This is a genomic window from Streptomyces sp. SS1-1 (assembly GCF_008973465.1).
GTDB lineage: Bacteria > Actinomycetota > Actinomycetes > Streptomycetales > Streptomycetaceae > Streptomyces.
Genome location: NZ_WBXN01000004.1, coordinates 7196093 through 7222348, shown reverse-complemented (window position 1 = coordinate 7222348; position 26256 = coordinate 7196093). Strand labels below are relative to the sequence as shown.

General features: G+C 73.0%; 22 protein-coding genes and 2 pseudogenes. 14 read left to right on the top strand and 10 right to left on the bottom strand.

Annotated elements, in window-relative coordinates:
* Window positions 1-148: 148 nt before the first annotated feature.
* Window positions 149-1996 (top strand): glycoside hydrolase family 15 protein, encoded by a 1848-nt coding sequence (locus tag F8R89_RS34420; RefSeq protein ID WP_151787679.1) that lies wholly within the window; start codon window positions 149-151, stop codon window positions 1994-1996.
* A gap of 106 nt (window positions 1997-2102) precedes the next feature.
* On the opposite strand, the gene F8R89_RS34415 is transcribed toward F8R89_RS34420, so the two are convergent.
* Window positions 2103-3539, bottom strand: a complete 1437-nt coding sequence (locus F8R89_RS34415; protein WP_151787678.1) for an MFS transporter — start codon at window positions 3537-3539, stop codon at window positions 2103-2105.
* Window positions 3540-3766: 227 nt separating this feature from the next.
* Entirely contained in the window at window positions 3767-4870 is a 1104-nt protein-coding gene (locus F8R89_RS34410) for a LacI family DNA-binding transcriptional regulator (protein WP_225994578.1), read from the bottom strand.
* Window positions 4871-5322: 452 nt separating this feature from the next.
* Between F8R89_RS34410 and F8R89_RS34405 the strand changes: the two genes are divergently transcribed.
* The 3 genes and pseudogenes from F8R89_RS34405 to F8R89_RS34395 form a co-directional block, all read left to right on the top strand.
* Window positions 5323-6510, top strand: a complete 1188-nt coding sequence (locus F8R89_RS34405; protein WP_151787677.1) for a glutathione-independent formaldehyde dehydrogenase — start codon at window positions 5323-5325, stop codon at window positions 6508-6510.
* Between the two features lie 135 nt (window positions 6511-6645).
* A complete protein-coding gene (locus tag F8R89_RS34400; RefSeq protein WP_151787676.1) occupies window positions 6646-7584 on the top strand; it encodes an SRPBCC family protein in 939 nt (312 codons plus the stop codon).
* Window positions 7581-7961 (top strand): annotated as a pseudogene (locus F8R89_RS34395) (alcohol dehydrogenase catalytic domain-containing protein); the annotation flags it as partial. The gene F8R89_RS34400 and the pseudogene F8R89_RS34395, both read left to right, overlap by 4 nt.
* Before the next feature lie 201 nt (window positions 7962-8162).
* Here the strand turns inward: F8R89_RS34395 and F8R89_RS37005 are convergent.
* Window positions 8163-8498, bottom strand: a pseudogene (locus F8R89_RS37005) (VOC family protein); the annotation flags it as partial.
* A gap of 320 nt (window positions 8499-8818) precedes the next feature.
* Between F8R89_RS37005 and F8R89_RS34385 the strand changes: the two are divergent.
* From F8R89_RS34385 to F8R89_RS34370, 4 genes are all read left to right on the top strand, one after another.
* Entirely contained in the window at window positions 8819-10690 is a 1872-nt protein-coding gene (locus tag F8R89_RS34385; protein ID WP_151787675.1) for a hypothetical protein, read from the top strand.
* Complete coding sequence (locus tag F8R89_RS34380) at window positions 10687-11112, top strand: hypothetical protein (RefSeq protein ID WP_151787674.1); 426 nt, start codon at window positions 10687-10689, stop codon at window positions 11110-11112. Before F8R89_RS34385 ends, F8R89_RS34380 begins: the two co-directional genes overlap by 4 nt.
* A 49-nt stretch (window positions 11113-11161) precedes the next feature.
* Window positions 11162-11962 carry a hypothetical protein gene (locus F8R89_RS34375; protein ID WP_151787673.1) on the top strand — a complete coding sequence of 267 codons (801 nt, stop codon included), beginning with the start codon at window positions 11162-11164 and terminating at the stop codon, window positions 11960-11962.
* A gap of 93 nt (window positions 11963-12055) precedes the next feature.
* Window positions 12056-12865 (top strand): universal stress protein, encoded by an 810-nt coding sequence (locus F8R89_RS34370; protein ID WP_192806308.1) that lies wholly within the window; start codon window positions 12056-12058, stop codon window positions 12863-12865.
* A 19-nt stretch (window positions 12866-12884) separates the two neighbouring features.
* On the opposite strand, the gene F8R89_RS34365 is transcribed toward F8R89_RS34370, so the two are convergent.
* Window positions 12885-13649 (bottom strand): calcium-binding protein, encoded by a 765-nt coding sequence (locus F8R89_RS34365; protein WP_151787672.1) that lies wholly within the window; start codon window positions 13647-13649, stop codon window positions 12885-12887.
* Window positions 13650-13828: 179 nt separating this feature from the next.
* Here F8R89_RS34365 and F8R89_RS34360 point away from each other — a divergent pair, with 179 nt between their 5' ends.
* Window positions 13829-14113 (top strand): DUF4190 domain-containing protein, encoded by a 285-nt coding sequence (locus tag F8R89_RS34360; protein WP_151787671.1) that lies wholly within the window; start codon window positions 13829-13831, stop codon window positions 14111-14113.
* A gap of 115 nt (window positions 14114-14228) precedes the next feature.
* Window positions 14229-15443 carry a phospholipase D-like domain-containing protein gene (locus F8R89_RS34355; protein ID WP_192806307.1) on the top strand — a complete coding sequence of 405 codons (1215 nt, stop codon included), beginning with the start codon at window positions 14229-14231 and terminating at the stop codon, window positions 15441-15443.
* A gap of 9 nt (window positions 15444-15452) precedes the next feature.
* Here the strand turns inward: F8R89_RS34355 and F8R89_RS34350 are convergent, their stop codons facing one another.
* Window positions 15453-15884 (bottom strand): VOC family protein, encoded by a 432-nt coding sequence (locus F8R89_RS34350; RefSeq protein ID WP_151787670.1) that lies wholly within the window; start codon window positions 15882-15884, stop codon window positions 15453-15455.
* Between the two features lie 140 nt (window positions 15885-16024).
* Here F8R89_RS34350 and F8R89_RS34345 point away from each other — a divergent pair, with 140 nt between their 5' ends.
* Window positions 16025-16897, top strand: coding sequence for a PhzF family phenazine biosynthesis protein (locus tag F8R89_RS34345; protein WP_151787669.1), 873 nt, complete (start codon window positions 16025-16027; stop codon window positions 16895-16897).
* Between the two features lie 22 nt (window positions 16898-16919).
* Here F8R89_RS34345 and F8R89_RS34340 read toward each other — a convergent pair whose 3' ends face one another.
* A complete protein-coding gene (locus F8R89_RS34340) occupies window positions 16920-17564 on the bottom strand; it encodes a class I SAM-dependent methyltransferase (RefSeq protein WP_151787668.1) in 645 nt (214 codons plus the stop codon).
* Window positions 17565-17706: 142 nt separating this feature from the next.
* On the opposite strand from F8R89_RS34340, the gene pgm reads away from it, so the two are divergent.
* Together pgm and F8R89_RS34330 are read left to right on the top strand one after the other, a co-directional pair.
* Window positions 17707-19347: a phosphoglucomutase (alpha-D-glucose-1,6-bisphosphate-dependent) gene (gene pgm, locus F8R89_RS34335; RefSeq protein ID WP_151787667.1), complete on the top strand. Its 1641-nt coding sequence runs from the start codon at window positions 17707-17709 to the stop codon at window positions 19345-19347.
* A 114-nt stretch (window positions 19348-19461) separates the two neighbouring features.
* Window positions 19462-19932, top strand: coding sequence for a GreA/GreB family elongation factor (locus F8R89_RS34330; RefSeq protein WP_151787666.1), 471 nt, complete (start codon window positions 19462-19464; stop codon window positions 19930-19932).
* A gap of 72 nt (window positions 19933-20004) precedes the next feature.
* Here the strand turns inward: F8R89_RS34330 and F8R89_RS34325 are convergent, their stop codons facing one another.
* Complete coding sequence (locus tag F8R89_RS34325) at window positions 20005-21354, bottom strand: glucose-6-phosphate dehydrogenase (protein WP_151787665.1); 1350 nt, start codon at window positions 21352-21354, stop codon at window positions 20005-20007.
* Window positions 21351-23177, bottom strand: a complete 1827-nt coding sequence (locus F8R89_RS34320; RefSeq protein WP_151787664.1) for a glycoside hydrolase family 15 protein — start codon at window positions 23175-23177, stop codon at window positions 21351-21353. The genes F8R89_RS34325 and F8R89_RS34320 overlap by 4 nt, the downstream gene beginning before the upstream one ends.
* Before the next feature lie 233 nt (window positions 23178-23410).
* Here F8R89_RS34320 and F8R89_RS34315 point away from each other — a divergent pair, with 233 nt between their 5' ends.
* Complete coding sequence (locus F8R89_RS34315) at window positions 23411-24193, top strand: DUF899 family protein (protein WP_151787663.1); 783 nt, start codon at window positions 23411-23413, stop codon at window positions 24191-24193.
* A 13-nt stretch (window positions 24194-24206) separates the two neighbouring features.
* On the opposite strand, the gene F8R89_RS34310 is transcribed toward F8R89_RS34315, so the two are convergent.
* Both F8R89_RS34310 and F8R89_RS34305 read right to left on the bottom strand, forming a co-directional pair.
* Entirely contained in the window at window positions 24207-24665 is a 459-nt protein-coding gene (locus tag F8R89_RS34310) for a universal stress protein (protein WP_151787662.1), read from the bottom strand.
* Between the two features lie 84 nt (window positions 24666-24749).
* Window positions 24750-25991, bottom strand: coding sequence for a PP2C family protein-serine/threonine phosphatase (locus tag F8R89_RS34305; RefSeq protein WP_151787661.1), 1242 nt, complete (start codon window positions 25989-25991; stop codon window positions 24750-24752).
* Between the last annotated feature and the right edge of the window lie 265 nt (window positions 25992-26256).

Here is a 26256-nt window from a genome sequence, read left to right as displayed (position 1 = left end):
CGTCCCGGTCTCGCGCGACGCCCGCACAAGTGGCTGGCGGCGCCCCGCCTCGCCATGATGAGGGGACCGGGCGGGGCGTGGGCGCGAGTGGGCGCCGGGGCGGTGGCGGGGGGGGTGGCTCTCACCGCCGCTGAGCCGAGGAGGCGCTGTGCACGACTACCCCCCGATCGCCGACCACGGTCTGGTCGGCGATCTGCAGACCGCGGCGCTGATCGCCGCCGACGGCACCGTCGACTGGTGGTGCACGCCCCGGTTCGACTCCCCCAGCGTGTTCGCCTCACTGCTCGACAGCGACCGTGGGGGCTTCTGCCGGCTGGCCGCCGATCTCGGCGACGACGTCACCGTGCGCCAGCTCTACCTGCCGGACACCGCCGTACTCATCACGCGATTCATGGCGCCGAGCGGGGTCGGCGAGGTGGCCGACTTCATGCCGCCTGTCACCACGCCGTCGCCCGTCGCCCGGCACCGGCTGATCAGGATCGTGCGGGTGGTCCGCGGAAGCATGCCCTTCGAGCTGATCTGCCGGCCCCGCTTCGACTACGGCAGGGCCCCGCACACGCTGACCCGCCACGACGACGGATCGGTGCTGTTCCGTGGTCCGGGCACGGACCTTCATCTGCAGGCCACGGACCAGGTCGCCCTGCACCCGGACGGCACGGACGTCTCCGCCCGCTTCACCCTGCGAGCCGGTGAACGCGCCGCCGTGCTGCTGACCGCCGAGTCCGGCGAGCCGGGCGCGCTGAGCGGGCGCCCCGGAGGCACGCCCCTGTCCGTCGACATGGCCGGCTCGGAGCTCGAGGCCTGCACGGCGTTCTGGCTGGACTGGCTGCGCGCCTCGCGCTACCGCGGCCGTTGGCACGAGATGGTCACCCGCTCCGCCATCACCCTCAAACTCCTCACCTACGCGCCCACCGGCGCCCCGATCGCCGCCGCCACGATGGGCCTGCCCGAGCAGATCGGAGGGGAGCGCAACTGGGACTACCGCTACACCTGGGTCCGCGACGCGTCGCTGTCGGTGCGTGCCCTGACCGGCCTCGGGTTCGTCACGGAGGCCGACGCCTTCCGCCGGTGGCTTCGCGACCGCCTGGACGCCGGCGGCACCGCCTCCGGGGAGCCGCTGCAGATCATGTACCGCGTCGACGGCGAACCGCACCTCACCGAGGAGGTGCTCGACCACTTCGAGGGCTACCGGCGTTCGGCCCCGGTACGGGCCGGCAACGCGGCGGCCGACCAGATCCAGCTGGACATCTACGGCGAGGCCGCCTACGCCCTAGCTGAGGCTGACGACATCGGCGCCGTCCGCGGCTGGCACGCCTTCGCGCGCGTCATCGACTGGCTCACCGACCACTGGGACCGGCCGGACGAGGGCATCTGGGAGACACGAGGCGGCCGTCAGGACTTCACGTACAGCCGCCTGATGACGTGGGTGGCCTTCGACCGCGCCGTCACCCTGGCCACCCGCCACTCCCGCCCCGGCGACATCGACCGCTGGCGGGCCGCACGCGACGCCGTCCTGCGGCAGCTCATCGACTGCGGCTGGAACGAGAAGCGCAAGGCGTTCGTGCAGCACTACGACACGGACGTCCTCGACGCCTCCCTGCTGCTGATGCCCAAGGTGGGGTTCCTGACGCCCACCGACCCGGACTGGCTGACGACGCTCGACGCCATGGACGGCGAACTCGTCAGCGACAGCCTCGTCTACCGGTACGACCCGGCCGCGTCCCCCGACGGTCTGCGCGGCTCGGAGGGCACCTTCAACCTGTGCAGCTTCCTGTACGTCGAGGCGCTCGCCCGGGCCGGGCGGCTCACCCAGGCCCGGTACGCGTTCTCCAAGATGCTCACCTACGCCAATCACGTCGGCCTGTTCGCCGAGGAGATCGGCCCCTCGGGCGAGCAGTTGGGGAACTTCCCGCAGGCCTTCACGCACCTGGCCCTCATCGACGCGGCCCTCGCCCTGGACGAGGAACTCGACCGCGCGGCAGGCCGGCCCGGTTGAGCGGGACGGTGACCCGTCCGGCTGACCGGCGAACCGTCGGCGCGCACGCCGGGGTCACTGCCATGTGTCACTGCCAGGGGTCACTGTCGGAGGTCACCGCCGGAGGTCACTGCCGGGAGGCGTCCGGCGGAGTCGCCGTATCCGCTCCGGCGGCAGCGGGCCCGCCGGTGCGGGGAAGCAGGGCCGCTGCGGTCAGCCCGCCCAGGCCGACGACGGCGAGCGCCGCCATGGACGCCGCGTACCCGCCCTTGCTGAGCCCGGACACCAGGATCGTGCCCGCCACGGCCGTGCCGAGGGAGGAGCCGAGGTTGGAGACGCTCCGCGACAGGCCGGAGATCTCCCCTTGCCGCGACTCCGGGAAGCACGACTGGACCACGTTCACCGACGGGGTGAGCATCACGCCGAGACCCGACCCGATCAGCAGCAGACCGGGGGCGAACGCCCAGGCCCCGGGTTGCCAGGCGACAAGCGTCAGCAGCACGGCGATGCCGACGACCGTCACGACGAAGCCCGCCATGACGAGGGTGCGCTGCGCGTGGCGCCGGGCCAGCTTCTCGGCGGCCAGCGAGGTGACGAGGATGCCGAGGGTCGCGGCGGTGAAGATGACCCCCGTCCCGATCGCGTCGTAGCCGCGCACCACCTGCAGATAGGCGGCGACGGTGAACGACACTCCCATCAGGATGAGCCACTGCGTGTTCTGCGTGAGCAGCCCCAGGTTCGAGGTGCGGTCGCGGAACAGTGCCGTCGACAGCAGCGCTTCCCGGCCGACGTGCTCGCGGCGGCGCACCCAGGCGAGGAAGGCGGTGAGCACGGCCGCGCCGGCCAGCAGCAGGGCCAGGGCCAGCCAGCCGTTGTCGTCGACGGCCAGGATGCCCGTCACCAGCAGCACGAGGCCCGCCGCCGACAGCAGGGCACCGACCGTGTCGAAGGGGCGGGCGGGATCGGGTGGCAGGGGGTCGTCGATCCCGCGGCTGAGCACCACGATCAGGACGATCACCAGCGCCTGGAAGACGAACGCCGCCCGCCAGCTGATCGCGCTCGTGATCAGACCGCCGATCAGCGGTCCGGCGGCCGCCCCGACCCCGCCCATCGCCATGATCGCGCCGAACGCGCGCGCCCGTGACCCCGTGTCGGTGAACAGGAGGGTGGTCAGGATGTAGACCGGCGGGATCAGCAGCGCGGTACCCACGCCCTCCAGGATCGAGTTGCCGAGGATGAGCACGCCCAGCCCGGGCGCGGCCGCGCTGAGCACCGCCCCGACGCCGTAGACCACGAGCCCTGCGAGCAGGCAGCGCTTGCGCCCCCACTTGTCGGTCAGCTTCCCGCCGGGGATCATCAGCGCGGCCATCACGAGCAGAAAGATCGTGATCGCCACCTGGACGCCCTGCACGGTGGTGTCCAGGTCGTCGCTGATGTCGTTGATCATCACGTTCATGTTGGAGCCGGCGAAGCTGCAGATGAACTGCGCCAGCGCCAGCGGGGCGAGCACCCGGCGCGCCCGCGCCGCGTCTCGTCGCCTGGCCTCCGCCGCCGTCCCTGACATGCGCCACCTGCCCATCCGCCACGTCCGACGTCCCGGGAGACCGTCACGTGGTCGAAGGGCCCAGCCCCCACGGAACTCACCCCGCGCCGCGGCCGACCGGGCGCACGGCAGTGGCCGTCTTCAATAGACCACCGTTTCCCGAAGATCGCCCGGCGGGACGGACTGACGGACTGACGGACTGAGGGGGAGGTCATCGCGGGTCATCGCTACGAGCGCGGCGACACAGGTCACACCGCGCCGAACGCCCCCGCCGCCGTGTCGGCGCAGCCGCAGCTCGCCCGGCGGGCGACGCTGACCGGCAGGACGAGGGAGACCGGCTCGTCGCCGCTCTGGCCGCGCAATCGTCCGATCAGCAGTTCGGCGGCCTGTTCGCCCAGGCGCACCATCGGCTGTCGGACCGTGGTGAGGGAGGGCCGGACCAGCCGGCTGAGCGGGATGCCGTCGAACCCGGTGACGACCACGTCGTCCGGCACCCGTACCCCCCGGCGTTCCAGGGCCTGGAGGGCGCCCACGGCCATCTGGTCGTTGGCGAAGACGAAGGCCTCGGGCCGTTCGCCGTCGGCGTCGGTGTCGGTGTCGGTGTCGCACAGCAGGTCCGCCGCGCGGGCGCCCTCCGCCTGCGTCATCATCGGCATCCGCAGCGCGGGGTCCGTCCCGGTGTCGGCCCCCGCCTCCGCACAGGCGCGCCGGAAGCCCCGGAAGCGGGCCTCGACGTCCGGGGACGTGTCGTCGACGCCGACGTAGGCGAGGCGGCGCAGCCCGTGGTCGTGGAGGAGGTGCCGGGTCAGTTCGTACTGGCCGTCCTCGTTGGCCACCTCCACGTGGTCGAGGTGGTCGAGGGAGGGGTCGGCGCGCGGTCCGGCGAGCATGACGACGGGCTGGCGGCGGGAGATGACCTCCAGTTCCTCGGTCGGGACGGTCCGCGCGAGCACCGCGAAGCCGTCGACGCGGCCGGCGACCTTGGCCACGAGGCTCTCCGGGCCGCCTTCGAGCGAGGCGGCGATCAGCAGGGCGTAGCCGTGGCGGCGGGCGGCGCGTTCCATGCCGCGGATGATCTGGTCGGAGTAGAGCATCGCGGCGTCGTCGTCCTCGATGTCCGCGGTGTCCGGGTCCGCGTAGTCGGGGAAGCAGAGGCCGAGGACTCCGGTGGACCGGCTGGCGAGACCCCGCGCGTTGCCGCTCGGCACGTAGCCCAGTTCGCGGGCGGCGGCAAGGACGCGCTCGCGGGTGGCGGCGCGTACGGAGTCGGGGTTGCGGTAGACCCGGGACACGGTCGCGATGGACACGCCGGAGCGCTCGGCGACGTCGTACACCGTGGGTGCGGCGTTCACGATGCGGCGCCCTCCATGATCGTTCCCCCGTCCTTGCTGGTCGCGCAAGGCGTCGACCTACGAATGAAAGCGCATTCACCCTAGGGGCGGGGCAGGGTACGAGGCAACTGCGGCTGCCCCTGCGGGGCATGTCGGGCGAGTGCGTGGCACCAACACCAGGGGGCCCACTGGACGGCCAGAGGCACCCCCCCCATACACCACCGACCGCCCCCCGCCCGAACAAACCGGCCGATTCCGACGATAGGTGACCGTTTCGTCCGCAGGCTGGCGGGGACCCGCACCGCACGCCGTCGGAGTGTCGAGGCTTCGCCGGTGGACCGGGTGGGTGAGACGCCGTTCTTCCTGATCCGGGGGAACGCCTCGCGCGGGCGTGCCGGAACCACGGGCTTCGTCCCGGTAGGGGTTCCTCGCGCCTTCGTCACCGCCACGCAGCGACAGCCAGGGACCGCATCATGAAGGCAGCCGTATACGAAGGACCGCGCACCGTCACGGTGAAGGACGTACCGGACCCGAAGATCGAGCACCCCTGCGACATCATCGTCAAGATCACCGCCACCAACATCTGCGGCTCGGACCTGCACATGTACGAGGGCCGCACCTCGTTCGAGTCCGGCCGCACGCTGGGGCACGAGAACATGGGCCAGGTCGTGGAGGTCGGCTCGGCCGTCAGCAAGGTCCGGGTGGGCGAGTACGTGGTGCTCCCCTTCAACATCGCCTGCGGCTTCTGCAAGCAGTGTGAGCGGGGGCTGACCAACTACTGCCTGACCATGCAGCCGGAACCCTCCCTCGCCGGAGCCGCGTACGGCTTCGCCGAGATGGGCCCCTACCAGGGTGGCCAGGCGGAGTTGCTGCGGGTGCCGTACGGCGACTTCAACGCGCTGCGCCTCGGCGAGGACGCCGTCGAGCGGGAGTCGGACTACGTGATGCTCGCCGACATCTTCCCCACCGGCTACCACGCCACCGAGATGGCGAACGTCAAGCCAGGCGACCAGACGATCGTCTTCGGCGCCGGTCCCGTCGGCCTGATGGCGGCCTACTCCGCCGTCCTCAAGGGCGCCGGCCGCGTCTGGGTGGCCGACCACCAGCCCGATCGGCTGCGCAAGGCGGAGGAGATCGGGGCCATCCCGATCAACACCGCCGAGCAGGACCCGGCGGAGGTCGTCAAGGAGGCCACTCTCGGCCTGGGCGCCGACAACGGGTGCGAGTGCGTCGGGTACCAGGCGCACGACCCCGGAGGGCATGAGGACGCCAGCCTCACCCTGAACAGCCTGATCGACTCGGTCCGGTTCACGGGCGACATCGGCGTGGTGGGCGTGTTCCTGCCCGAGGACCCCGGCGGCCAGGAGGCGCAGGGCGAGTGGGAGGCACAGGGCAAGGTGCCGATCGACTTCGGGACGATGTGGTTCAAGGGCCAGCGCATGGGCACGGGGCAGGCGCCGGTGAAGAAGTACAACCGGGCGCTGCGCGATCTGATCGCCGGCGGGAAGGCGACGCCGGGCTTCATCGTCTCCCATGAGCTCGGCCTGGACGAGGCTCCCACCGCCTACGAGCACTTCGACGCCCGTGACGAGGGCTGGACGAAGGTCGTCCTGCACCCCGACGGCCACGGCAACGGCAACGGCAACGGCCGCAAGCGGTAGTGCGGGTTCCGGGGTGCCCCGCCCGTGCGGGCCTCCCCTTGACGCGGCTCACCTTCCGTTCCGCCGCCTCCGTTCCCTCCGCCTCCGTTCCGTCCGATTCCCTTCCGTCCGCCTCTCCGCACGCGAGGAGCACCGATGACCACAGGCACCCGCCCCACCTCCCGTCTGCGACACGATCCGCTCGTACGCGGCCTCGGCTGGGCCAGCGCGTTCCTGGGCATACCCCAGGTCGTCGCCCCGGCGGACTTCACGCGGGCCCTGGGCGTGGGCGACGCCCCCCGGCACCGATCGGCCGCGACCGCCGTCGGCGTACGTGAACTGGTCGCGGCCGCCGGTCTGGTGGGACGTCCGCATCCCGTCTGGCTCTGGGGGCGCGTCGGCGGCGACCTCATGGATCTGACGATGCTCGCCCGGGCCCTGAGGAACCACGACGGGCGCGGCCTCGGACGCACCGTCGCCGCGACCGCGGCGGTCACCGCCATCACCGCCACGGACGTCTACGCCGCCGTGACCCGTACGCGTGGGAGCAAACCGATGGAACTGACCGCGACGACCACCGTCACCCGGTCCCCGGACGAGGCCTACGCCCTCTGGAAGGACCTGGAGCGCCTGCCGGACTTCATGGCGCACCTGGACGAGGTGCGGGTGACCGGTCCGCGCACCAGTCACTGGAAGGCCCGCGCACCGTTCGGCAGGACCGTCGAATGGGACGCCGAGACCACCCAGGACGTCCCGGGCCAACTGATCGCCTGGCGCTCGGCGGACGGTGCCGACATCGGCAACGCGGGCGAGGTCCGCTTCGTGCCGGCGCCGGGCGGCCAGGGCACGGAGATACGGGTGTCCCTGCGCTACGAACTGCCCGGGGGCCCTCTGGGCAAGGCGGCGGCCCGCTACTTCGGCGAGGAGCCGCACCAGCAACTGGACGACGACCTCCGCCGCTTCAAGCAGATCGCGGAGGTCGGTGAGGTCGTCCGCTCCGAGGGCGCGCCCGGTGGCAAGCGCGCCCGGGGCGAGTTCCCGCAGCACCCCGCCCGGCCGCTGACCGAGGACGAACTGAAGGAGGCCCTGGCATGAAGGCCAACTGCTGGACGGGCCGCAACTCGGTCCAGGTGCAGGACGTTCCGGACCCCTCGATCCTGAACGACCGTGACGTCATCGTGAAGGTCACCAAGACGGCGATCTGCGGCTCCGACCTCCATCTGGTCGACGGCTATGTGCCCACCATGCAGAAGGGCGACATCCTGGGCCACGAGTTCATGGGTGAGGTCGTCGAGGTGGGGCCGGGCATCGGCGACGGCACACTCCGCGTCGGCGACCGGGTCGTGGTGCCCTTCCCCATCGCCTGCGGCGCGTGCGCGTCCTGCCGCGCGGAACTGTACTCGTGCTGCGAGAACAGCAACCCGAACGCCGGTGTCTCGGAGAAGATGTTCGGCCATCCGACCTGCGGCATCTACGGGTACTCCCATCTCACCGGCGGGTTCGCCGGCGGTCAGGCCGAGTACGCGCGGGTGGTGCTCGCCGACGCCAACGCCCTCAAGATCGAGTCGGATCTGACCGACGAACAGGTGCTCTTCCTGTCCGACATCCTGCCGACCGGTTACATGGGCGCCGACATGTGCGACATCCAGGACGGTGACGTCGTCGCCGTCCTGGATGTCGCGGGTGGCCGGGCCGGTGTTCTTCTTGGACGAGGAGGCCACCTGCCAGATCGTCCCGTCGGGTGCCTGGACGACACCGCCGTAGCCCCACAGCGACTTGGCGGCGGGCTTCAGCGTGGTGGCGCCCGCGTCCAGCGCCCCGCCGACCAGGGCGTCGACGTCGGCGGGCTGGGCCACCACCAGGGACAGGGTGAAGCCGCGGAACCCGGTGCTGGGCGCGTCGGAGGCCCGGAAGCGGATCTGGCCCTGCAGCCCGAAGGCGGTCGTGTAGAAGCGTTCGGCGGCGGCCGGGTCGGCCACTTCGAGGGTGAGGAAGTCGATGGACGTCATGTCGCTGGAAGTCATGGGGACGACGCTAGAAGGGTCCCGGGCGCCACGCTTCTCGATTCCTGACCGGTCTCCGGCACCGGTAGGGTCCGCCCGGACGTGGGCAGCCGACGGCTGTCCAGGGGCCCCTGGCATATTCACCGGATCGGGCGAGTAAGCGTTTGTGCCGCGCGTGTCGCGGGCCGCGCTCCTCTAGCCTCGCGCTTCTGTTCCCGGAGCCCTCGTCCGGTGGCGCACCGCCGCCGTGAGGCGGCGCTCGTGCAGCGCCGGGGCCGTCGGGTCGTACCGGGGACAGCACCACCCTTCACGACCATGGGAGCACAGTGCCGGGCACCAGCCTTCCCGAAGACCGCTACAGCCGCACGGAGGCCACCCGGCTGCTGTGCGCCGGCGTCTATCAGGACGCCTCCTTCCGACGCCAGGTCGTCGACGAGCTCGTGGGCCACCGGGAGCGCCCCGTCGCCCCGTCCCTCGGCGTGGACGTCCTGCCGGTGCTGGCCCACGCCGTCCGCATCGGCCGCCAGGAGGCCCGGACGGCGCTGCTGATGCTGGCGGTGTGGGCCGGGTTCATCGCCTCCGACGTCCTGATGGCGTGGGACGGCCTGTCCGACCGCTGGGGCCCCGACGCCGACTTCGGCTTCGCGCAGGTGTTCGCCGCGCTGTACGACGGCACGCTGAACGTCTCCGGCGAGCTGTGGCTGCCGTGGTCCCAGCTGTACGCCCTCGTCACGCTGGCCCTGTGGTTCGCGGGCGTCCTCAGCGAACGGGGTCCCTCCGTGAAGGAGCTGGGGCTGCCCGCCCCGGTGGCCCGCGCCGCCAACGGTGTGAGCGGCCTCGCCACCGCGGGCAGTCTGCTGCTGGTCGCCCTGTACTGGTACTGGTACCTGGCCGGACTCGTGGACGGCACCGCGCAGACGCCGTACCCGGCGCTCTTCCCCCTCGCGATCGCGCTCGTCGGCTGGCACCACCAGGCCCAGCACCGCAAGGCGCTGTGCCAGTGGCTGTCGAAGTGGACGTTCCGCACCGCCGCCCAGCCCGGCCTGCCCGCGGGCCCGCCGTACGACGACCTGGTCCGTGACATCCGCCGGGAGCAGCACGCCCCGGTCACGCTGTACGACGTGGAGCGGCCGTTCGTCGGGCTGGGCGGGCGCAAACGGAGCTGGTCGTTCGCCATGGAGCTGCGCAAGCTGCCCGACGGCCGCCGGGACCGTATCCCCGCGCAGGTCGACGGCGGGGACCGCGGCGGCGCCGACGGGCACGCGACCGGTGTTCCGCCGCGTGCCAGGGAGCGGCTGACGGCCCGTGCGGCGCTGGACCTGATCGAGCCGCAGCTGAGGGAGCTGCGGGCGTCCGCGGCGCGCACCGGGCGCGACCGGCTGCGGGAGCTGGAGATCGAGCGGTTCCTGTTCCTGCCGGGAGGCGTCGGCCGTGCCGAGCGGGTGGAGCTCGGGGGTGTGGACGACGCGAGCGCCCACGCCGGTCCGGACGGGGGCCGCGGCACGGGCGCGTACGCGGTCTACGACCCGGAGCAGATCGCCGCGCATCTGGACGAGGCGATCGACGAGGGCGGCGAGGCCCGGCGGGTCTTCCTGCGCGTCCGTGTCGGCGGCTGGCACGAACAGCTCGTCGTGACCGTGCTGGTGCGGGTGCACACCCAGGGCGGGATGCTCGTCCTGGAGGTCGAGTCCTATGTGCTGGGCCCGATCCGCAAGGAGTTCCGCGGCGTGGACGCGCTGGTGGAGCGGCTGCCGGAGAAGTGGTACCGCGGGGCGCTGCGCGCCCTGCGGCACGCTCCCGCGATCGGCCTGGACTGCGCGATCGGCGCGCTCGGCGGGCTGCGCCGGGAGCGCGCCTCCGGCCGGTCCGAGGGGGCTGGACCGCCGGACGTGCCCCGTGTCTCGCTGCGGGCGCTCGCCGCGCAGCAGAAGCTCTCGCGCTTCCAGGACATGGACGCCGAGCGGTACATCAAGACGGTCGAGGAGCGGATCGTGGGCGGCGTCCGAACGGCGCTGCGCGAACACGGCTACCGGACCGAGGAGTTCGAGCAGCACATCTACCAGGTCAGCGGTGGAGGCGTCTTCATCCAGGACATGTCGGGCGGCTCCATCGCCACCGGCAGCCACGGACAGGCGACCTCGCACACCGCTCCCCCGCCCGGCAACGGCCGTGCGCGTCAGGAAGGGAACCCCGCATGAGCGAGAACACGACCTCCCCGCAGCCCTCCGGGGGCGAGGGCCCGAACACGGCCGGCGGTGGCGTCACCATCGGGTCGATGTCCGGCGGCTCCATCGCCACCGGCCGGGAGGGCCGGGCCGTCTCGTACAACACCACGGGCGGTGCCGCGCTCGACACCACCCATCAGGAACTGCTCACCGCCGTACGGGAGTTGCTGGCGGAGCTGCCCGAGGGGGCCGGGCGCGGAGCGGACGAGGCGGCCCTGCGCGACGAACTCGTGGGCCTGCGGGACGAGATCACCGGCTCGGGCACGGCCGAGCAGGCGCGGCTCACCCGGGTGCTGGGCAGTGTCCGGCGGTGGCTCGGCTCGCAGGCGGCAGCGGCGGGCGCGGTGGCGTCGGCGACCGCCGTGGTGCAGGGCATCGCCCAGTTGCTCGGCTGACGGCCGACCGGACGACGCAGACGGCCGCCAGCGTGGAGGGACGACGGCGATGAAGGTGTACGACAGGGAACGGCAGGACTGGGCGGACGAGCACCGCGAACGTCTCCGCCGGCCGGACCGGGACCTGGATCTGCCGCGCCAGCAGCTCGTGGTGCGGCGCGGCGGCATGGTGCTGGCCGCGGTGGGGATGTGCTTCGGTGTCTGGGCCTTCGGCTGGAAGGACGAGCCGGAACCACCTCCGCCGCCCCCGTCCCCCACCGCGCAGGAACAGGAGGGCACCGAGCCCACCGACCCGGCGACGGAGACGGAGACGGCCGAGGCGACGGACGGCACGGCCACGGCGTCCGGTGTCCTGCCCGACGGGTACGCGGAGGTGCAGGACGAGGAGGGGTTCCGTATCGCGGTGCCCACCGGCTGGACGCCCAAGTACGGTGATTCGAAGTACGGCATCAGGATCGTCGACTACCGCAGCCCGGACGGTCTGCGCCGCCTGCAGATCTTCCAGCTGGAGGAGTTCGCGCCGTACGACTCGCTCGTCATCGCCCAGGAGGCCGCCGCCCGGCTGGACGGGTACGAGCGGATCACGATGGGCCGGATCCCGTCGGCTCCGGACGACGCGGCCGAACACGAGTACCGGGCCAGGGAGATCGCCGGCGAGTCGGACTCCGGGTCGCTACGGCATGTCATCGACCACCGGTTCCGGGCGTCCGACGACAACCGCTACGCGCTGGTCGCCTACGGCCCCGGCAACGACGACTCCGCCGAACGCGAGCTGATCGACACGGCGGCCGCCTGGTTCTGCCCGCCCGGGAGGACCTGCCCGGCGCCCGGCGGACCGGACGGCGGGTGAGCCGTCCGGGCGCGCATGGGTGGCAGCGCCGCCCGGCCGGAGTGATCCTGGCGAAGGCGTGTCGTTCGGGGGTCCGGTGGTGCAGGAGGTCCGGTGGGAAAGCTCGTGGTCGCCGGTGTGGACGGGTCGTCGTCGTGCCGGGCGGCGGTGGAGACGGCCGCGCACGAGGCCGCGCGGCGCGGGGCCGGGCTGCGGGTGGTGCATGCCTTCGGCCCGCTGACCCGGCCGATGTACTCGCCGCCGGACCCGGCGCCGGTGGAGGAGCTGATGCGGGAGGCGGCGGATCACGCCCACGCGGTGGCCCCCGAGGTGGAGGTCACCCATGAGGTGGTGCACGGCGGCGCGGTGGAGGTGCTGACCGCCGAGTCACGGACCGCGGACCTGCTGGTCGTGGGCGCCCGCGGCGTCGGCGGCTTCGTCGGGATGCTGCTGGGGTCGACGGCCGTCTCCCTCGCCGCGCACGCCCAGTGCCCGGTGCTGGTGATCCGCGGCGAACCGCACGAGAGCGGGCCGGTCGTCGTCGCCGTCGACGGGTCCCCGCAGGGCGAGCGGGCGCTGGAGTTCGCCGTCGCCGAGGCGGATCTGCGCGGGGCCGAACTGCTCGCCGTCCACGTGTGGCAGCCGGACTACGCGCCCGCCGGTACGGGAGTGGACGCAGCCGAGCGGCTGCTGGCGCTCGCGGTCGCCGGGTTCGCGGAGCGGTACCCGGACGTGGTGGTCCGGCAGCAGGTGCTGAGCGGTGAGCCCCGCGAGATGCTGATCGAGGCCAGCAGGAACGCCCAGCTCGTCGTGGTGGGCGCACGGGGACGCGGCGGTTTCGCCGGACTGCTGCTCGGTTCGGTCAGCCAGGCCGTCCTGCACCACGCGCACTGCCCGGTGACCGTGGTCCGGGGCAGGGACTGACCGCCTGACCGCCTGCGCGTCAGGGGCGTACGTCCACGTAGTCGCCGGCGGCCTTCGCCGCGCCCGTGGTGGCGGTGCCGGCGAAGTTCCAGCGCCAGTAGCCGTCCCTGAGGGCCTTCACCCTGAAGTGCAGGTCGCCGGCGCGGTTGGTCCTGGCGGTCGCCACGGTGGTGTAGGTGCTGGAGTTCTTCGGCCGGAACTGCAGTTGCACCGTCCGGCCCGCGTATCCGGTGTACCGGTACGTGTCCCAGTCGGCCCGGACGAGCCGGCCGCCGACGGCGAGCCAGGCGCCCTTGGCCACCGGTTCCGGTGAGGCGTTCGCCGTGAGCCGTGCGGCCCGCTTGAGGGAGAACGATCCCGCGTCCCGGGCGAGGACGGACCGGCCGTCCCCGGTCTCGGCGAGCGCGTCGACGGTCCAGGTGCCCGCCTGCGCGTCGGTGAGGTCCACCGGGTCGTCGGCGCCCGGCGCGAGGTGGGCGTTGACGGTGAACCTCGTCGTGCAGGCCGTGGCGGTCTCGCAGTAGGCGTCTGTCGTGAAGAAGCCACCGTGCGGCCCCTTCAGATCGACGTCCACGAACGTCAGGGCCGGGTTCCCCGAGCCGGTGACCGTGACCGGGAAGGTCACGTCGTGCGTGGTGCCCACGACGACGTCACGTCCCTGGTTGACGACGGCCCCCGCGACCACCGGCTCGCCCGCCCGGCCGGCGGGGGCGGCTCCGGCCGGAACACCGGCTCCCACCAGCAGCAGCACGGCGGTTCCCACGACGACACCGCGACGACTCATCGTTCCTCCCAGGGGCGCTCCCACTGCCGCGTCCGGCACTGCGTACGACTGCCGAAGGGGCCCGACCGTTGCCCTCCCCCAGACATGAGTCGCCCGGATGGGGGCATTCGGGCAAGGCAGCCAACAGTGAGGAGAGCGCGGCACGTTCGGCGTCGCGCGAAGGCAACAGGGAGTGTGCAATGGCGAGTTACGGTGGTTCCTCGGCCACGTCGGGGTCGCGTACCAACGGCATGGCGATCGCGAGCCTGGTCTGCGGCATCGTCGGCCTGTTCATCCTGAACATCATCCTCGGCCCCCTGGCCATCGTCTTCGGTGCCCTCGCCCGGCGTCAGGCCGGAGGCGGGAACGGCGCGGGCATGGCGAAGGCCGGCATCATCCTCGGCGTGGTCGACGTGGTCCTGTGGATCCTGTTCGTCACGCTCGCCGCGAGCAACGGCGGCTTCAGCTGGTACGTCGGCGGCTGACCGCCGCGGGGACACCCGTACGGCCGCGGGGCGTGAGCACGCGCCGACGGGGCATCCGCTCAGGGGGCCGCTTCCGCGGCCCCCTGACGTACTTCTCGCCCTGTGGAGACCCGACGTGATACTCGACGGCATACCGGCACCCGGTCCCGACCAGGACAGACAGTCGGCGGCGGCGGAGGACCGCAAGCAGCGGTTGCGCCGCCGGCTGGAGCGGCTCATCGGGGTGGCGGCGACGGAGGGCAACGCGCTCGTCCCGCTGCGCAACGGCGACGAGATCTTCCCGGCGATGCTCGGCGCGATCCGCAGGGCCGAGCACACCATCGACATGATGACCTTCGTCTACTGGAAGGGTCAGATCGCCCGTGACTTCGCCGTCGCCCTCGCCGGGCGCGCCCACGCGGGCGTACGGGTGCGGCTGCTGCTGGACGGGTTCGGCGCGAAGGAGATCGAGGGCCGGCTGCTGGAGCTGATGAGTTCGGCCGGCGTCGAGATCGCCTGGTTCCGCAAGCCCGTGTGGCTGTCCCCGTTCAAGCAGAACCACCGCTGTCACCGCAAGGCCCTCATCGTCGACGAGCACACCGCGTTCACCGGCGGTGTGGGGATCGCCGAGGAGTGGTGCGGAGACGCGCGCGACCCGTCCGAGTGGCGGGACACCCATGTACAGGTCCGCGGCCCGGCCGTGGACGGGATCGCCGCCGCGTTCGCGCAGAACTGGGCGGAGTGCCACGAGGAGCTGTTCGACGAGCGCGACCGCTTCACCCCGCACCCGCAGGAGGGGTCGTCGGTGGTACAGGTCGTCCGCGGGTCGGCCAGCATCGGGTGGCAGGACATGCAGACCCTCATCCGGGTCATGCTCACCTCGGCGGAGGAGCGGTTCCGGCTGGCGACCGCCTACTTCGCGCCGGACGACTACTTCATCGACCTGCTGTGCCGGACGGCCCGGCGCGGGGTGCGGGTCGAGATCCTGCTGCCCGGGCCGCACACCGACCAGCGGGCCTGCCAGCTGGCGGGCCAGCACCACTACACGCGGCTGCTCGAGGCCGGTGTGCACATCCGGCAGTACCAGCCGACGATGATGCACGCCAAGATCATCACCGTGGACTCGGTGGCCGCCCTCATCGGCTCCACCAACTTCAACCGGCGGTCCATGGACCACGACGAGGAGGTCATGCTCGCCGTGCTGGACGAGGACTTCACCGCGAAGCTCGACCGGGACTTCGACGCCGACCTCGAACGGAGCGTCGAGATCGACCTGCGCCGGTGGCGCCGGCGCGCCGCGGCGCAGCGCGTGAAGGAGACCGCGGTCAGGCCCATCCGGCGCTTCCTCTGAGCGGGGCGCTCAGTCCAGGCAGAACTCGTTGTCCTCGATGTCCCGCATCACGATGCAGGCGTCGTCCCCGCCGTCGTACAGCAGGCGCTCGCGGACCGCGCCGAGCGGGAGGAGTCGCGCGCACTCGGCCTCCAGCGCGGCGAGGCGTTCCTCGCCCCGGAGGCCGGTGCCGACGCGCACGTCGAGGTGCACGCGGTTCTTGACGACCTTCCCCTCGGGAACGCGCTGGAAGAACAGCCGGGGTCCGACCCCGGAGGGGTCCTGGCAGGCGAACCACGCGCCGCGTTTCTCCTCCGGCTGGGCCGCGTGGTACGCGTCCCAGGTGGCGAAGCCGGCCGGGGGCGACGGCACCTCGTACCCGAGCACCTCGCACCAGAAGCGGGCGAGACGCTCCGGGTCGGCGCAGTCGAACGTGACCTGGACCTTCCTGATCATTGACACGGACGCACCCTAACAACGGGCGCCCGCGGGCTCAGCCCCTTTTCCGTTCACGCGTACGGTCGTTCACGGCTGCGGGCGTTCAGTGGCGACGGGGCGGCGAGCGGGGGAATGACCTTGGACCCGGCCGGGTTCTCGCGTGCATGACGACGAACGCGCAGCCCGAGGTGCTCCGGTACACCGCCTTCTCCACCTCCCCCGAGGGGGGCAACCGCGCCGGTGTGGTCCTGGACGCCACCGGCCTGGACGACGACGCCATGCTGGCCATCGCGGCGGACCTCGGGTACTCGGAGTCCGCCTTCCTCACGGCGCCTCCCGCCGGCAGCGAGGGCCCGGAGGGGAGGGCGTACACCATCCGGTACTTCAGCCCCAAGGCGGAGGTGCCGTTCTGCGGGCACGCCACCGTCGCGGCGGCGATCGCGCTGTCCGAGCGGATCGGGCCCGGCGAGCTGGTGTTCACGACGCCCGCCGGTGTCGTCCCGGTGGAGGTGACGGACGAGGACGGAACGGTCCGGGCCACCCTGACCAGTGTGGAGCCGCGTCTGGAGGAGGTCGCGGACGCCGATCTCGACGAGGCGCTGGCCGCGCTCGACTGGCCGGCCGCCGACCTGGACCCGGCCTTCCCGCCCCGCATCGCCTTCGCGGGCGCCCGTCATCTGGTCCTCGCGGCGGCGACCCGGGCACGCCTCGCCGACCTGTCGTACGACTTCGCGCGCCTGGAGGCGCTGATGCACCGACTCGACCTCACCACGGTCCAGTTGGTGTGGCGAGAGTCCCCCACCGTCTTCCATGTGCGGGACCCCTTCCCGGTCGGCGGGGTCGTCGAGGACGCGGCGACCGGTGCCGCCGCGGCCGCGTTCGGCGCCTACGCCCAGGAGCTGGGCCTGGTCCCGGAGGACGCTGTCCTGACCCTGTTCCAGGGCCAGGACATGGGCCGCCCGGGCGAGTTGACGGTGACGCTGCGCGCGGGTGACCCGCGGGTCCGGGTGAGCGGTGCGGGGGCCAGGATCGGCTGACCCGCGGCGGCTGTACGCCGTGTCAGGGCGCGTCGCGGCGGCAGCGCAGGAAGAGGTGCGGTTCGGGGCCGCCGTCCGGGTGGTCGGGGGTGAAGAGCGCGCTCTCGGTGGAGAGCACCGTCAGCCCCGCGTCCCGGGCCAGGGCGAGCACGCCCTCCTCCGGGAAGCTGGTCGCGCGGATCGCGCGGCCCATGAAGACGACCTCGACGTCCTCGACGTCGGCGGGCACCGTGGCCAGCACCAGGTGCCCGCCGGGCTTCAGCGCCGACGCCAGCCGCCGCACCAGCGCCGCCTGGTCGGCGCGGGACATCTGGAGCAGCGAGAAGAACACGCACACCGCGTCGAAGGAGGCGTCGTCCAGCGGGAGTTCGCGGATGTCGGCGCGGCGGAACTCGGCGCCGGGCACCTGACGGGTGGCCAGGTCGACCATCACCGGGGAGACGTCGACGCCGAGCACGAAGTGGCCGGCGGCGGCGAGCACCGCCGCCGTAAGCCGGCCGGTGCCGCTGCCCACGTCGAGGACGCGCCCGCCGTCCGGCGGGAGCTGCGCGGTCAGCCACTCCAGGGCGGCCAGGTGCGCGGGAGCGTGCGCGAACGCCTTCTCGTAGTCGGCGCCCAGCGCGTCGAACAGCACGGCCGCGGGCGGTCGTCGGTCGTCGTGGCTCACCTCGTGGTCCCCTTCCCTCGCCGGAGTGCATGGTCGCACCGGCCGGGTACACGCCACAACGGGCGCCGGGTGGGTCCCGCCGCGACGGGCGGGGGACAATGGGGGCGTACCCAACGGACGACGTGTGCGTAAGGAGCGGGATATGCAGGACGCGCGTGCGGGGCAGGTCGCGGGGCCCGAGGACCTGGTCGATGTGGCCCGGCTGGTGACGGCCTACTACGCCCTGCGCCCCGACCCGGCCGAGCCCGGGCAGCGGGTGGCGTTCGGCACCTCCGGGCACCGCGGCTCGTCCCTGGCGGCGGCCTTCAACGACGACCACATCGCCGCGACCAGCCAGGCCATCTGCGAGTACCGGGCCGCTCAGGGCACCGACGGCCCCCTGTTCCTGGGCGCCGACACCCACGCCCTGTCCGAGCCGGCCCGGGTCACGGCGCTGGAGGTCTTCGCCGCCAACGACGTGACCGTCCTGATCGACCAGAACGACGGGTACACGCCGACCCCGGCGGTGTCGCACGCGATCCTCACGTACAACCGGGGCCGTACGGCCGCGCTCGCGGACGGTGTGGTGGTCACGCCGTCGCACAACCCGCCCGCCGACGGCGGTTTCAAGTACAACCCGCCCAGCGGCGGCCCCGCCGGTTCCGAGGCGACCCGCTGGATCCAGGACCGCGCCAACGAGATCATCGCGGGCGGCCTGAAGGACGTACGGCGCGTCCCCTACCGCCGTGCCCTGGCCGCGCCCGGCACCGGCCGGCACGACTTCCTCGGCGCGTACGTCGCCGACCTGCCCCAGGTGCTGGACCTGGACGCGATCCGGTCGGCGGGGGTGCGCATCGGCGCCGACCCGCTCGGCGGCGCGTCGGTCGCCTACTGGGGCCGTATCGCCGAGGAGCACCGGCTCGATCTGACGGTGGTCAATCCGCTCACCGATCCCACCTGGCGTTTCATGACGCTGGACTGGGACGGCAAGATCCGTATGGACTGCTCGTCGCCGTACGCGATGGCCTCGCTGATCGAGCGGCGCGACCGGTTCGACATCGCCACCGGCAACGACGCCGACGCCGACCGGCACGGCATCGTCACCCCGGACGGGGGTCTGATGAACCCCAACCACTATCTGGCCGTGGCGATTTCGTACCTCTTCTCGCACCGGGAGCGGTGGCCGGCGGGCGCGGGGATCGGCAAGACCCTGGTGTCGTCCGGGATGATCGACCGGGTCGCGGCGGACGTCGGCCGTGAACTCGTCGAAGTCCCGGTCGGTTTCAAGTGGTTCGTCGACGGTCTGTCCGACGGGTCGCTCGGGTTCGGCGGCGAGGAGTCGGCCGGTGCGTCCTTCCTGCGCCGGGACGGCTCGGTGTGGACCACGGACAAGGACGGCATCATCCTGGCGCTGCTGGCCTCCGAGATCACGGCGGTCACCGGCCGCACGCCGTCGCAGCACTACGCGGGGCTCACCGAGCGCTTCGGCTCCCCCGCGTACGCGCGGATCGACGCGCCCGCCACCCGCGAGGAGAAGGCGCTGCTCGCGAAGTTGTCCCCGCGCCAGGTCACCGCCGACACGCTCGCCGGTGAGCCGGTCACCTCGGTGCTCACGGAGGCTCCGGGCAACGGCGCGGCCCTCGGCGGCATCAAGGTCTCCACCGACAGCGCCTGGTTCGCGGCCCGGCCCTCGGGCACGGAGGACGTGTACAAGATCTACGCCGAGTCCTTCCAGGGCCCGGAGCATCTGCGGCGGGTCCAGGAGGAGGCCAAGTCCGTCGTCCTCGCGGCGCTGGGCGGCTGACGGGCGGGTTTCCTCGTCTCGGCGCGGGTCCGGGCGGGCGGCGGGCTCGGAGGGGTCAGGATCCGGCGAAGTGTCTAAAATAGGGACACATCGTCTCCGGCCCCAGGAGCAGGCATGTCCAGCCAACCCGCGCCGCCCCGCAACGCCGCTCGTCAGGCACTGGAGCAGGAGCTGTCACGGCTGCGCACGGAGCGCGACACCGTCGCCTCGACCCTCAGGGACTCGGACGCCTCGGTCGGCGACCTCGCCGACGCGGCCGACGAGTTGCAGCGCGCCAACGACCTGCGCCGGATCGACGCCCGGATCACGGAGCTCACGGCCCGGCTGGAGACGGCCGACACGGCGGGCCCGCCGCGGGACGACCGGGTGGGCGTGGGCAGCACGGTCACCGTGCGGTTCACGGACGGCTCGCAGGAGACGTTCCAGGTCGGGGAGACGACCGTGGGCTCCGACGGTTCGCTGGTCACCGTCGACAGCCCGCTCGGCCGGGCCCTGCTGGGCCACGAGCCCGGCGACACGGTGCACTACCACACGCCGGGCGGCTCGGAGAGCGCGGTCGTCGTCTCCCTGGGCCAGGCCGGCTGACCGGCCCGCCCTCAACCCGCCTGTTTACAGGGCGTCGTCGACTCCTTCCAGCACGGCGGGCGGCGCGCGGAGTCAGCGGGCGGGCGGGCCGTCGGAGCCGGCCGGGTACTCCTCCAGCGGTACGCGGTCCTCGCGCCACGCGGCCAGGACGGGTTCGACGACCCGCCACGCCTCCTCGGCCTCGTCCGCGCGGATCGACAGGGCCGGGTCGCCGGTGAGCACGTCCAGCAGGACCCTGCCGTAGGCGGGCAGGGGCGGCGGGTCCATCCGGGCGGTGAGCGTGAGCGGGGTGAACTCGTGGGCGGGCGAGCCGGTGCCCGTCAGGTCCAGGGTGAGGCCCTCGGGTTCGAGCTGGAAGCGGAGCACGTTCGGCAGAGCCGTCTCCCCGTGGCCGAACGGCAGATGGGGTACGGAGCGGAAGCGCACGGCGACCTCCTTGCGGTTCGTGCCGAGCGCCTTGCCGCTGCGCAGCCGGAAGACGCATCCGGCCCAGCGCCAGTTGTCGATCTCCAGTTCCACCTCGGCGAACGTCTCGGTACGGCGCCCCGGGTCGACGCCCTCCTCGTCGGCGTAGGCGGGGATGTCACAATCGCCGATCCGGCCCGGCAGATAGCGTGCGCGGCGGCTGCGGCGCACGGCGTCCTCCTCGGTCAGCGGCCGTACCGAGCGCAGGACGTCGACCTTGCGGTCCCGCAGGTCGCGCTCGCCGAGTGTGATCGGCGGTTCCATGGCCACCAGGCACATCAGCTGCAGCAGATGGTTCTGGATCATGTCCTTCAGGGCGCCGACGTGGTCGTAGTAGCCGGCGCGGCCCTCCAGGGCGAGGGACTCGTCCCAGACGATCTCGATCTCGGCGATGTGCGTGCTGTTCCACAGGGGCTCCAGCACCCGGTTGGCCAGCCGGCTGCCGAGGACGTTCTGCACGGTCGTCATGGCCAGGAAGTGGTCGACGCGGAACACCGCCTCCTCCGGCACCAGACGGGCGAGCAGCCGGTTGAGTTCCCGCGCTCCGGCCAGGTCCTCGCCGAACGGCTTCTCCAGGGCGATCCGGCTGCCCTCCGGCAGCCCGGCACCGTGCAGCGCGACGACCGCCGCGGGGAACACGGCCGGGGGCAGCGCCAGATAGACGGCGACGGACCCGTCCCCGTCCAGGGCGGCGGCGACCTCGCCCGGGTCGGTGACGTCGCAGCGCACATAGCGGGCCGACGCCACCACCGCCTCCGCGTCCTCGGACCGCGCGGGGCCGAGCCGTTCCGCCGCCCACTCCCGGTAGCGCGCGGTGCTCCAGTCCTGTCGTCCGGCGCAGACCAGGTCCAGGTCGTCGCCGATGTGGCCCGCGCCGCGCAGGGCGGCCAGCGCGGGCAGCAGGAAGCGGGCGGTGAGGTCGCCCGTCGCGCCGAGGACGGCGAGCCGTGTGATCATCGCCGGGCACCCGCCCCGGCCCGGGCCAGGTTCACACCGCTCGCGATAACCCCGATGTGGCTGAAGGCCTGCGGGAAGTTCCCCATGAACTCTCCTGTCGTGGGATCGATCTGTTCCGACAGCAGCCCCAGCGGGCTCGCCCGGGCGCACAGCGAGGCGTACAGGTCCTCCGCCTCCTCGATCCTGCCCTGCGCGACGAGATTGTCCACCAGCCAGAAGCTGCACAGCACGAACGCGCCCTCGGCGCCGGCCAGCCCGTCGGGCGACTCCTCGTGCAGATAGCGGTACAGCAGGCCGCCGCCGGCCGACAGGCGCTCGGCGATCGCGGCCGTGGTCGCCGTCATGCGGGGGTCGCCGGCGGGTACGACCTCGCGCAGCGGGAGGGCGAGGAGACTGGCGTCGAGGGCGCCGCCGCCGTCCAGGTGCGCGCTGAGGGTCCGCGCGCCGGGGTCCCAGGAGTCCAGGACGAGCTGCCGCAGCCGTTCCGCGGCGTCCCGCCAGACGGTGACGCGGTCGGGCAGTCCGAGCTGTTCGCCGATGCGCGCGGCCCGGTCCAGAGCGACCTGGCAGAGCCCGGCCGAGTAAGTGAAGACACGGCCCTCGCTGCGCACCTCCCAGATCCCCTGGTCCGGGTGGCGCCACGCCTGCTCGGCGGTGTCGGCGAGGCCGGCCAGGCTCGCCCAGAGCGCGGGCTGGATGTCACCGCCGGCGCGCAGCCACTGGTGGGCGCAGTCCAGGATCTCGCCGTACACGTCGTGCTGGCGCTGGTCGGCGGCGCCGTTGCCCCAGCGCACCGGGGCGGACCGCCGGTACCCCTCCAGGCCGGCGTCCACGACCTCGTCCGGCACCGGTCCGCCGCGCAGGTCGTACATGATGCGGGGCCGTCCGCTGTCCTCGAAGGCGTCGAGGACCCAGCCGAGGAAGGCGTCGGCCTCGCCGCCGAACCCGATGCGGCGCAGGGCGAACACGGCGTAGGCGGCGTCGCGGATCCAGGCGTAGCGGTAGTCCCAGTTCCGGACGCCGCCGATGGGGGCGGGCAGGGAGGACGTGGGGGCGGCCACGAGGGAGCCGTGCGCCCAGTCGTCGCAGAGCTTCAGCGTGATCGCGGAGCGCCGGACCAGCTGTTCCTCGGGGCCGGCGTAGTCGAGGTGGCTCATCCAGCGGTGCCAGGCGTCGGTGGTGGCCCGCAGCATGGCCTCGGCGTCGAACCGGTGGTGCCGGTGGAAGCGCCCCCAGGACAGGACGACGTCGAGGCGGTCGCCCTGCCGCAGGTCGTGGACGGTGCGCAGGCCGTGGAGCGGACGGTTGGAGCGCAGGTGCAGCCGCAGGTCGGGGCGCCCGTTGGGCAGCACCTCGAGCCCGCTGAACACGGCCCGGGTCCGGGCGCCGCCGCGGGGCGCCAGTTCGGCGCGCAGCCGGACGTGCCCGTCCAGCACGCGTGCGGAGCGTACGAGTTCGCCGCGGCCGGCCGGCACGTCGTCGGTGAGGTCGGCGCCGGACCGCAGCGACAGCGCGTCGGTGATCTGGACGAGCCCGGTGGGTCCGCGCAGTTCGGTGATCAGGACGCCGGTGTCCGGCACGTAGAACTGCCGTGCCTCCACGAGGTCTTCGGGTACGAGGGTGAAGTGGCCGCCCCGGGCGTGGTCCAGCAGGCCGCACAGGACGGGGTCGGCGTCGAAGCGGGGCAGGCACAGCCACGGGATGGAGCCGTCGGCGCCGACGAGGGCGGCGGTCGTACCGTCGCCGATGAGGCCGAGGTCCTCGAGCGGCAGACAGCCGTCGCGCCTGCGGACCGGCCGGAACGGCGGGTCGGTCTCGTGCATGCGGTCTCGCCTCCACGGCGTCGGCGTCGAGGAGGCGGGGCCCCTCATGCCGATCGTGCCGGGTCGCGCGGCGGCCGGGCGGCCGGTGCCGTCTTTCCGGTGACGTCCGGGGGCCGTCCGGCGCAAGGCGGGTTTCCCCGGGCCGGCCGCGATGAGTTCCGGGTGCGGCGCCGGTCTGTCCTGCGAGACGCCGTGCGCGGCGCCCCTGCCCCTGTACCGAACCGGAGGACAGCATGACGGTCACACCTCGCGACCCGGACACCTCGCTGACCGGCCGCCCGCCCGTCGTCGACATGGCCACCTGGCAGAAGGCCCGGGACGAGCTCCTGGTCCGGGAGAAGGCCCACACCCGTGCGGGTGACGCCCTCGCCGCGGACCGGCGCCGGCTGCCGATGGTCGAGTTCGACGGCACGGCCGAGGTCGTCGGACCCGGCGGTCCGGTCCCGTTCCTCGACCTGTTCGAGGGCCGCGACGAACTCCTCGTCTACAAGCACATGTGGTACGACGGCGCCCCGCACCAGGGCCAGTGCGAGGGCTGCACGACGGCCGCCTGGCACATGAGGGACGCCGTGTACCTGAACGCCCGCGGGGTCTCCTTCGCCATCGTGACCACGGGCCCCTGGGACGAGGTGGCCGCCTTCACGGACTTCATGGGGTACACCCAGCCCTGGTACTCGGTGCGGGGGCTGGACGAGCCGGTCGGCGGCGCGATGGGCTGTCTGACCGCCTACCTGCGCGACGGCGACCGTGCGTTCCTGACGTACCGGACGACGGGCCGCGGCAACGAGCCGGCCAACAACTCGTTCGCCCTGCTCGACATGACGCCCCACGGGCGGGGCGAGGCGTGGGAGGAGCACCCCGAGGGCGGCTCCCCCGCCCATGACGCCTGCTGGTACTGGCGTTCGGACGCCGACGGCAACCCCACCTCGGGTCCGGACAGCCGGCCCGTGGCGCAGTGGACGCGGCCCGGCGTCACCCGCGAGACGACGCTCGGCCGCCGGGGCGCCCACCACTGACGTCCCGCCGCCGCTACCCCTCGCCCGCCCGTACGACGACGACCGGGCAGGCGGCGTGCTGCACGCAGTGCTGGGCGACCGATCCGAGGAGCAGTCCGGCGAACCCGCCCCGCCCTCGGCTGCCGACCACGAGCAGGGACGCCTCACGGGACACGTCGACCAGGACCCCGGCCGGGGCCCCGTACCGCACCTCGGTGCGGACCTCCACGGGCGGCCGGGGCCCCAGGGTGTCCTGGACCGCCGCGGTCAGCTCCTCGCGGGCGCGTCCCTCCAGGGCGGCCTCGTCGCTGCTCTCCGGCGGAAGCCAGCCGAGCGCCCCGTGGTACGCGGGCATGACCCAGGCACCGATCACGCGTACGTCGCCGCCGGTGAGCCGCGCCTGCCGCACGGCCCAGCGCAGGGCGTGCCGGGATGCGTCCGAACCGTCCACGCCGACCACCACCCGGTCCGGTGCCTCATCCCGCTCGGCCATGCTTCCTCCTCGGCTCGACGGCCCGGCTCCAGCCTCGTCCCGATGACGGCCCGCCGCAGTCCCACAGGGCCGGCCGGGGGGCCGTCAGAGGCGGACGACGATCAGCGCGATGTCGTCGGAGGAGCCGCCCGCGACGTCGAGCCGGGCGAGGAGCGCGTCGGCCAGCCCGTCCGCGGCGAGGGCGCCGTCCTCGGCGAGGGCCGTGGTCAGCCGGGCGAGGCCGACGTCGATGTCCTCCCCGCGGCGCTCGATGAGGCCGTCGGTGTAGAGCACGAGGGTGTCGCCCGGGTGGTAGGAGACGCCGGCCTGGGGGCGGGGCACATGGTGCTCGCGGGTGCCCAGGGGCGGGTCGGTCGCCTTGTCCAGCAGCTCGAACGAGCCGTCGGTGTGCAGCAGGACGGGCGGCGGGTGCCCGGCGTTGCTGTAGATGATCAGCCGGCTGCGGGTGTCGACGAGGACCTTCACGGCGGTCGCCGCCGTGGCGCCCTCCACGGACCGCGCGTACAGGCCGAGCACCTCCAGCGCCTGGGCCGGGCTCGGGATGGCCCGGATCACCGCGCTCAGCGCGCTGCGGAGCATGCCCATGACGGCGGCGGCGTGCAGGCCATGACCGACGACGTCCCCGACGGCGGCGGCGTAGCGGTCGGGCGGGAGGTCGACGACGTCGTACCAGTCGCCGCACACGTTGAGCGAGGAGGCCGCGGGCAGATAGCGCACGGCGATGTTGTCGTGGTGCAGATCGAGGTCGGGGGCGGAGAGCATGGCCTCCTGGAGCGCCACGCCGATCTGGCGTTCCCGGGCGTGGGCCTGGCGCAGCTCCTGGTTCAGCCGGTGCACCTCGCGGGCGCGGACGTACAGCTCGGCGGCCATGCCCTTCTCCAGGTCGGTCAGGTCACCGGCCGGGTCGTGGGCCCGCTGGGAGCGGACGAAGCCGGTGACGTCGTCGGCGCGCTGGACGATCCACCGCACCGCGCCGTCCGGTCCGGTGATCGGCGTGTTGATCTCGGACCACCAGCGCTCCTCGAAGCCGCCCGGGGTGCCGGGGGCGGGGATGTCGTACCGCTGGAGCACCAGGGTCTCCGGTTTCCCGCTGTTCAGGACCCGGGTCAGGGAGGCGCGGAGGGTGCCCTCGCCGTGTTCGACGAGTGCGCCGGGGTTCTCCGGCAGGGCGTCGAAGAAGGGCTTGCCGACCAGTTCGCCGGGGGTGCGCCCGGTGGCGCGGAGATAGGCCGGGTTGACGTAACGGATCACCAGGTCCGTGTCCAGTACGAGATACGGGCTCGGTGTGGCGTCGAAGAAGGCCGTGAATTCGATGTCCGCCGTCATGCGCGCTCTCCGCACCCCCGAGCGCGATCGCCGTCAGTACCAATCTACGGGCGGTGCGCCCGCCCGGCTCCCCCGGCGGGCGGGCCGCGGGCGGCCGACGGCATCCCAGGCAGCCGCGTCGGCGCACGTCGGAAGGGGCGGGACGGTTCCAGGGGGACCTGTCCGGTACGGGTGGTTGCGGCGTCCCCGCGCGAGCCGTGATGCTCTCGGTGTCGCACCGGGCGGGAGCGGACCGACCCTCCGCCGGCACGGCCCCTCGCGACGT

Coding starts and splice junctions, on each gene's coding strand:
- F8R89_RS34345 (WP_151787669.1), top strand. CDS start 16,025: ATGACGACGAACGCGCAGCCCGAGGTGCTCCGGTACACCGCCTTCTCC.
- F8R89_RS34375 (WP_151787673.1), top strand. CDS start 11,162: ATGAAGGTGTACGACAGGGAACGGCAGGACTGGGCGGACGAGCACCGC.
- F8R89_RS34415 (WP_151787678.1), bottom strand. CDS start 3,539: ATGTCAGGGACGGCGGCGGAGGCCAGGCGACGAGACGCGGCGCGGGCG.
- F8R89_RS34330 (WP_151787666.1), top strand. CDS start 19,462: ATGTCCAGCCAACCCGCGCCGCCCCGCAACGCCGCTCGTCAGGCACTG.
- F8R89_RS34365 (WP_151787672.1), bottom strand. CDS start 13,649: ATGAGTCGTCGCGGTGTCGTCGTGGGAACCGCCGTGCTGCTGCTGGTG.
- F8R89_RS34320 (WP_151787664.1), bottom strand. CDS start 23,177: ATGCACGAGACCGACCCGCCGTTCCGGCCGGTCCGCAGGCGCGACGGC.
- F8R89_RS34315 (WP_151787663.1), top strand. CDS start 23,411: ATGACGGTCACACCTCGCGACCCGGACACCTCGCTGACCGGCCGCCCG.
- F8R89_RS34305 (WP_151787661.1), bottom strand. CDS start 25,991: ATGACGGCGGACATCGAATTCACGGCCTTCTTCGACGCCACACCGAGC.
- F8R89_RS34400 (WP_151787676.1), top strand. CDS start 6,646: ATGACCACAGGCACCCGCCCCACCTCCCGTCTGCGACACGATCCGCTC.
- pgm (WP_151787667.1), top strand. CDS start 17,707: ATGCAGGACGCGCGTGCGGGGCAGGTCGCGGGGCCCGAGGACCTGGTC.
- F8R89_RS34310 (WP_151787662.1), bottom strand. CDS start 24,665: ATGGCCGAGCGGGATGAGGCACCGGACCGGGTGGTGGTCGGCGTGGAC.
- F8R89_RS34405 (WP_151787677.1), top strand. CDS start 5,323: ATGAAGGCAGCCGTATACGAAGGACCGCGCACCGTCACGGTGAAGGAC.
- F8R89_RS34380 (WP_151787674.1), top strand. CDS start 10,687: ATGAGCGAGAACACGACCTCCCCGCAGCCCTCCGGGGGCGAGGGCCCG.
- F8R89_RS34360 (WP_151787671.1), top strand. CDS start 13,829: ATGGCGAGTTACGGTGGTTCCTCGGCCACGTCGGGGTCGCGTACCAAC.
- F8R89_RS34325 (WP_151787665.1), bottom strand. CDS start 21,354: ATGATCACACGGCTCGCCGTCCTCGGCGCGACGGGCGACCTCACCGCC.